This window comes from Halomonas icarae, from assembly GCF_009901955.1.
In the GTDB taxonomy this organism is placed as follows: Bacteria; Pseudomonadota; Gammaproteobacteria; order Pseudomonadales; family Halomonadaceae; genus Halomonas; species Halomonas icarae.
In genome coordinates, this window is sequence record NZ_WUTS01000001.1 from 1,799,772 (window position 1) to 1,806,716 (window position 6,945).

General features: G+C 58.5%; 3 protein-coding genes. 2 read left to right on the forward strand and 1 reads right to left on the reverse strand.

The features are described 5' to 3' along the window. Nucleotides 1-23 precede the first annotated feature (23 nt). A complete protein-coding gene (locus GRB80_RS08335) occupies nt 24-1,493 on the reverse strand; it encodes an aldehyde dehydrogenase family protein (RefSeq protein WP_309663613.1) in 1,470 nt (489 codons plus the stop codon). Between the two features lie 431 nt (nt 1,494-1,924). Here GRB80_RS08335 and nhaC point away from each other — a divergent pair, with 431 nt between their 5' ends. Next, on the forward strand, nt 1,925-3,466 hold the full coding sequence (gene nhaC / locus GRB80_RS08340; RefSeq protein WP_161423236.1) for a Na+/H+ antiporter NhaC: 1,542 nt from the start codon (nt 1,925-1,927) through the stop codon (nt 3,464-3,466). Nucleotides 3,467-3,549: 83 nt separating this feature from the next. Then, nucleotides 3,550-6,762, forward strand: a complete 3,213-nt coding sequence (locus GRB80_RS08345; protein ID WP_161423237.1) for an FAD-binding and (Fe-S)-binding domain-containing protein — start codon at nt 3,550-3,552, stop codon at nt 6,760-6,762. The last annotated feature ends 183 nt before the right edge of the window (nt 6,763-6,945 follow it).

Genomic DNA, 6,945 nt, shown 5'->3' on the forward strand with positions numbered 1-6,945 from the left:
CATGCTTGTAACTTTGCGCCGGGTTATCCTGCGAAGGTGTAGGCAGTCTTGACAGTGGTGTAGAAGTCCATCGCGATCGAGCCCTGCTCACGTCCGCCCAGGCTCGAGCCCTTGCGGCCACCGAAGGGCACGTGGTAATCGACCCCCGCTGTGGGCAGATTGACCATCACCATGCCCGCCTGCGCGAGTCGCTTGAACGCCGAGGCATGCTTCAAGGATTGGGTACAGATGCCCGAGGAGAGACCGTAGGGCGTGTCATTGGCCACGGCCACCGCCTCGTCAAAGTCGGCTACCCGGATCACCGAGGCACAGGGACCGAAGATCTCGTCGCGCGCGGTGCTCATCGAATTGTGAGATCCCAGAAACAGGGCCGGTGCCTGGAAGAAGCCTTCACGATCTAGGCGCTCCCCGCCTCTCACCACACACCCCTCGTCGGCAGCACGCCTCACGGCCTCCAGGTTGCCGGCCAGCTGACGCTCGGAAGCCACCGGACCGAGTTGAGTCTTGGTGTCGAGCGGGTCGCCGATCCTCAGCGCCGCGCGTGCGGCTTCCAAACGCTCAACGAAGGCGTCATGAATGCCAGCCTCGACGATCAAGCGCGACGAGGCGGTACAGCGCTGCCCAGTGGAAAAAAATGCCCCGTTGAGGCAGACCTGCACAGCTACTTCGAGATCGGCGTCGTCGAGCACTACCATGGGGTTCTTCCCACCCATTTCGAGCTGCACTTTCTTCAACTGCTTGGCACAGGTCTCGGCGATGCGCCGACCGACAGCCTCGGAACCGGTAAAGGAGATGGCAGAGACGTCCGGATGCTCGACCAAAGTCGCACCGAGTTCAGCCCCAGCACCCATGACGAGGTTGAAGACCCCATCCGGGCATCCCGCCTCGTGAAGAATCCTAGCCATCTCATGGGCGCAACCCGGCGTGAGTTCCGCCGGCTTCAACACCACGGCATTGCCTGCAGCCAGTGCCGGGGCCGCCTTCCAGGCCGGAATGGCAATCGGGAAATTCCAGGGGGTGATCAGGCCGACCACACCCAAGGGCTCACGGGTGGTTTCTACGTCGCAACCTTTGCGAGTGGAAGGAAGCTTCTGCCCGCCCAACCGCACCGCCTCTCCGGCGAAGAACTTGAAGCTATTGCCGGCTCGGATAACTTCGCCCTTGGCTTCGGCAAGTATCTTGCCCTCTTCCCTGGAGAGCAGCCTGGCCAATGCATCAGCACGACTCAAGATAAGGCTCCCGGCCTTATCAAGCACATCAGCACGAAACTGTGGGGATGCTGACGCCCAAGATGGCTGAGCTTTTTTAGCCGCTTCCACTGCTTTTAACACCATCTCGGAGTCGGAGCGGGTATACAGACCAATAATGTCGCTGGGATTTGATGGGTTTCTGTTCTCTGTAACTCGATCAGTACCGGACCACTTTCCATTGATCAAGTTTTTCATATACTCAGACATACAAAGCCTCAGAAAAATTATCTTGGTTTTAGCCAACCTAGCACATCCACCTGAAGGCGTCTGCAAAGAACAGGTTAACAAACAGCAAGTCATGCTTGCCCTCACGATAGCTTGATATCAAGACACCATCTATTCGGCAGGCCAGTGCGCCTACACCAAAAAATATTAAACAAACTCCTAAAATAAACATAGATAGAACGCATAGCAGCTAATATCATACAATTAATATGCACCCCCAATGAGTCAGGTCAACACCCAAAGCCATCTTGTTTTTTACGCAAGCACATCATCTCATTCACCATGCACCCGAGGCATGACGAGGGGAGGCCATCCACATGGGCAAGATTTTGTTTACAATCATCGTTCATAGCTTGATTGTTGTTGGTCGTGTGAAGGAGTAGCTTCAAAATTCATTGGCTTCTAACTCCCAATTACCCTAACTACAACAGCCACTAGAGGTTCCCCAAATGGCCCACGGCACCCAAGGACAAGGCAAAAAAAAGAATAAACCGATAAACTTATTTCTTTCTTTATTCCCCATTATCTTTACGCTTGCGCTCTTAGTCGTTCAGCTTTTCGTATTTAACGGCGACGCTCACATCCCCTTGATCATCGGCGTAGCTATAGTTGCCTCTATTGGATGGCACCTTGGGTTTAGCTGGAACGATATCGAGGAGGGATTAACTCAAGCACTCAAGCCTGCCATTCCGGTTATTGGTGTACTAATGACTATTGGCATGCTGATTAGCACCTGGATAGTTTCAGGCACTGTCCCCCTATTCATCACCATTGGTGTCGATATTATTTCGCCATCTATCTTTCTGCCTTTAGCCTGTATCATCTGCTCGTTTACCGCTCTGCTCACGGGCACATCATGGGGTACGACTGGCACGATCGGCCTGGCTCTTATCAGCATTGGCGAAGTTATCGGCATACCCATTTCCTATACTGCAGGAGCGGTAATTTCTGGCGCATTCTTTGGCGACAAGATTTCTCCCCTTTCTGAAACCACAAATGCTGTACCCGTCATGGTAGGCACAGACCTGTGGACACATATTAAAAATATGCTTCCTTCTACCGTGCCAGCCATGGCAATTTCGATCGCCATTTATACCTATCTTGGCTATGGTACAGCCGATGAAGTTGGGAGCATTGAGCGTATCGCAGAAATCAAGAGCGCAATTGGTGGCACATTCAGCCTGTCCTGGTTTTTGCTCATCCCTCCGGTGGTTACCGGTTTTATGTGCTTCAAAAAATTCCCGGCACTCCCCGCAATGTTCTCTGGCGTTGTGGTAGGCGGCATTGTCGCTCTTATTTTTCAGGGAGTCACGATTGGCACGCTATTCAACTCTATGATGAATGGCTATGACATTTCCACTGGCAGCAGCAGCCTTGACGATCTCTTGGGCAGAGGCGGACTGATGTCAATGATGTATATCATCTCGCTCATGATGATTGCCTTGGCATATGGTGGTCTCCTGCTGAAAATTGGCAGTATCCAAAAAATTGTCACCAGTATCGTCACCAAGCTCAGAAGCCGCGGCAGCCTAGTGACCGGAACAGTGTTAACCTCACTTGGCATCACCGGCGTCAGTGATCAGTGGGTTGCATACACCATCACAGGGCAAACATTCTCACCTGCCTTCCGGGGGATGGGCCTTTCCACCGCAAATGTTTCGCGTATTGCCGAAGACACAGGCACCCTCTGTGCCCCACTCTTTCCTTGGACATCGGCGGGCGTTTTCATTGCGGGCGTCACGGGAGTACAGACTCTTCTTTACGCCCCCTTTGCCTTCGCATGCTGGTTAAGTCCTTTGTTTGACCTCTTGTGGGGATGGACTGGCCGATTCATTCCCAAAGCTACTGACGACGACATCAGGCGCTGGGAAGAAAACCACGATCCGATTCTCGTTCGCGGTAAATGGAAGGAAGGTAGCGTGGACCCTTCTCTTGCTAACTATATAAGGGAACAAAACTCCATCGGTGAAGCGCAATTATCTAGAAGCTAATAAATCCATCGCGGCTTGCCTTTAAAAAATGGCAAGCCGCTTCCAGCATCACTAACTGAAAATCTTCACATAAAGCTTCTTTCATGATAGCAAAACTAAACACCAGCAGAGGCTCTTATGAATCAAGAGATGATTACCTTCTCTTCATAGAGGCTTTGATGGCCGCCGGCTTTGAGGGAGAGCTCGCCCCCGACTACGCCGCCCGCACGGTGCTGGCTACCGACAACTCCATCTATCAGCGCATGCCCCAGGCGGTACTATATCCACGCCACGGCGAGGACCTACAGCGCATCGCTCACCTGGCCGGCCAGGTGGAGCACCGCCGAGTGGTGCTCACCCCCCGCGGCGGCGGTACCGGCACCAACGGGCAGTCCCTCACCGACGGCCTGGTGGTGGACGTCTCCCGGCACATGAATCAAATACTCGACATCGACGTCGAAAACCGCCGGGTTCGTGTCCAGGCCGGCGTAGTCAAGGACCAGCTCAACGCGGCGCTCAAACCTCATGGGCTCTTCTTCGCACCGGAGCTCTCCACCTCCAACCGCGCCACCATCGGCGGCATGATCAGCACCGACGCCAGTGGCCAAGGCAGCTGCGAGTACGGCAAAACCCGCGATCACGTGCTCGAGCTCTCCACGCTGCTGCTGGGCGGCGAGCGCCTGGTGAGCCGGCCGCTGGACGAGTACGAGCTGGAAGCGCTGTGCGCGCGCGACGACGCCACCGGCCGCGTCGTGCGTACAGCCCGGGAGATCATCGACACCCAGGCCGAGCGGATCGCCGCGACCTTCCCGCCGCTCAATCGCTGCCTAACCGGCTACGACCTGGCGCACCTGAGAACGGCGGAAGGCAGGCTCGACCTCAACAGCCTGCTGTGCGGCGCCGAGGGCTCGCTGGGCCTGCTCGACGAGGCGGAGCTCAAGGTGCTGCCGATCCCCAGGCACTCGACCCTGGTCAACGTGCGCTACCCCGGCTTTATGGATGCCCTTCGCGATGCCAAGGCGCTCATGGCGAGCGACGCCGGGCCCACCTCCATCGAGACGGTGGATGACAAGGTGCTGATGCTGGCCATGGAAGACTTCATCTGGGACAGCGTTGCGGAGTTTTTCCCCAGCAGTGAGCAAGCTGATAAGCATTCTGCTCTTTGGGCACTAGGCTCCGCAGAGCTATCAGCCACACCAACTCGACAAGAAGCATCGACCTCCATCATTTGCGGCATCAATCTGGTGGAGTTCAACGACGACGACCCCGAGCGGCTGGCCGAGCGCGTGGCCGCCTTCTGCCGCCACTTGGAGAGCGACCGCGGCGTCGAGCGCCTGGGCTTCACCCTGGCGGAGGGGCGCGCCGCCATCCAGCGCGTCTACGCCATGCGCAAGCGCGCCGTAGGTCTGCTGGGCAATGCCAGCGGGGAGCAGCGCCCCCTCCCTTTCGTCGAGGATACCGCAGTACCGCCAGAGCGCCTGGCCGACTACATCGCCGAGTTCCGCGCCCTGCTCGACGCCCGCGGCCTCGAGTACGGCATGTTCGGCCACGTGGATGCCGGGGTGCTCCACGTGCGCCCTGCCCTCGACATGAAGGACCCGGCACAAGAGCGGCTGATCCGTGAGGTTTCCGACGAGGTAGCCGAACTCACCGGTCGCTATGGCGGCCTGCTGTGGGGCGAACACGGCAAGGGCGTGCGCTCGGAGTTCGCGCCACGCTTCTTCGGTGACCTCTACCCCAGCCTGCAGCGGGTCAAAGCGGCCTTCGACCCCTACAATCAGCTCAACCCGGGCAAGATAGCAACACCGCTGGCGATGGGTGAAACCGCTCGAGACGAGGCCGTAAAACTGGCTGACCCGGGACTGCTGACCATCGACGGGGTGCCCACCCGCGGCCAGTTCGACCGTACCATCGACAAGCGGGTGTGGCACGCCCACGCCGCCACCGTCTACTGCAACGGCAACGGCGCCTGCTACAATTACGACCCCGACGATGCCATGTGCCCCTCCTGGAAGGCGACACGCGATCGTATCCACTCCCCCAAGGGGCGCGCCAGCCTGGTGCGCGAGTGGCTGCGTTTGCAGGGCGAAGCGGGGGTCGACCTGATCGATGAAGCGCGTGCGCGCCGTGCCGAGGGCGCCTGGGGCTTCGTGAAGCGCCTTCCCGCGCGCACCCTCAACACCCTACGCCGTGGCCGCGAGGCGGACTTCTCCCACGAGGTCTACAATGCCATGGCTGGGTGCCTGGCCTGCAAGTCTTGTGCCGGCCAGTGTCCGGTCAAGGTCAACGTGCCCGACTCCCGTGCGCAGTTCCTAGAGGCCTATCACGGTCGCTACCTGAGGCCCCCGCGCGACTACCTGATCGGGGGCCTGGAGTTCCTCCTGCCCGCCCTCACCCGGGTCGCGCCGCTCTACAACGCGGCACTCGGCAACCGTCTAGTGGCACGCTTGCTTGCCGGCCCCGTGGGTATGGTGGATAGCCCCCGACTCTCCCGCACCAGCCTGAGGAAGACCCTCGCCGCCTGGGGCGTGAATGAGGCCACGCCGACTTCGCTGGGCCTGCTCACCGAGGCCCAAAAGGCCAACAGCGTAGTGATCGTCCAGGACGCCTTCACCAGCCACTTCGAGGCAAAGCTGGTCATGGATATCGTCGAGCTGCTCAGCCGCCTCGACGTGCGCGTCTTCCTGGCACCCTTCTCTCCCAACGGCAAGCCGCTCAACGTGCAGGGCTTCCTGGGTGCCTTCGAGCGCACCGCCGGGAAGCAGGCGAGGCGCCTAAGTGCCCTCGCTGAGTTCGGGGTGCCGCTAGTGGGCATCGACCCCGCCATGACCCTCACCTATCGTCAGGAGTACGTGAAGGCGCTGGGTCCCGATGCCGTGCCCGAGGTGCAGCTACTCCAGGAGTGGCTGGTGAACCGCGTCAGCAACTTGGCCCCCAAGGGCCTAGTCCTCGAGAACTCCGGGTACCGTCTGCTCACCCACTGCACCGAGGCCACCAATGCCCCAGGCAGCCCCCGAGCCTGGCAGCAGGTGTTCGCCGCCTTTGGGCTCGAGCTCAACCTGGTAGTCACCGGTTGTTGCGGCATGTCCGGGACTTATGGCCATGAAGCCCGAAACCTCACAACATCGAAAGCTATCTATGCCCTGTCATGGCAGAAAGTCATCGAGGACGAGTACAACGCCGGACGGCTGCTGGCGACTGGCTACTCCTGCCGCAGCCAGGCCAGGCGCCTGTCAAAGGCTACACTGCCTCATCCGATGCAGGCGCTGTTGGTCGAGCTCGATAGAGCCGGCGCCATACCACCATTACACCGCTAACGAGGACGCTGAAGGGATACACCATACTGCACCTATGCTGCATTGCCAGCTTGGCTGGGTGTTGTATTTCGGATGATCAAACGAGATACGTAAAACATTCGATCCAGCTAGTACTACAGTCGTAACTGAATAAGCTACAATGCATGTGGTTGATATGGAAGCGATCACAGGGTGAAGGATGCA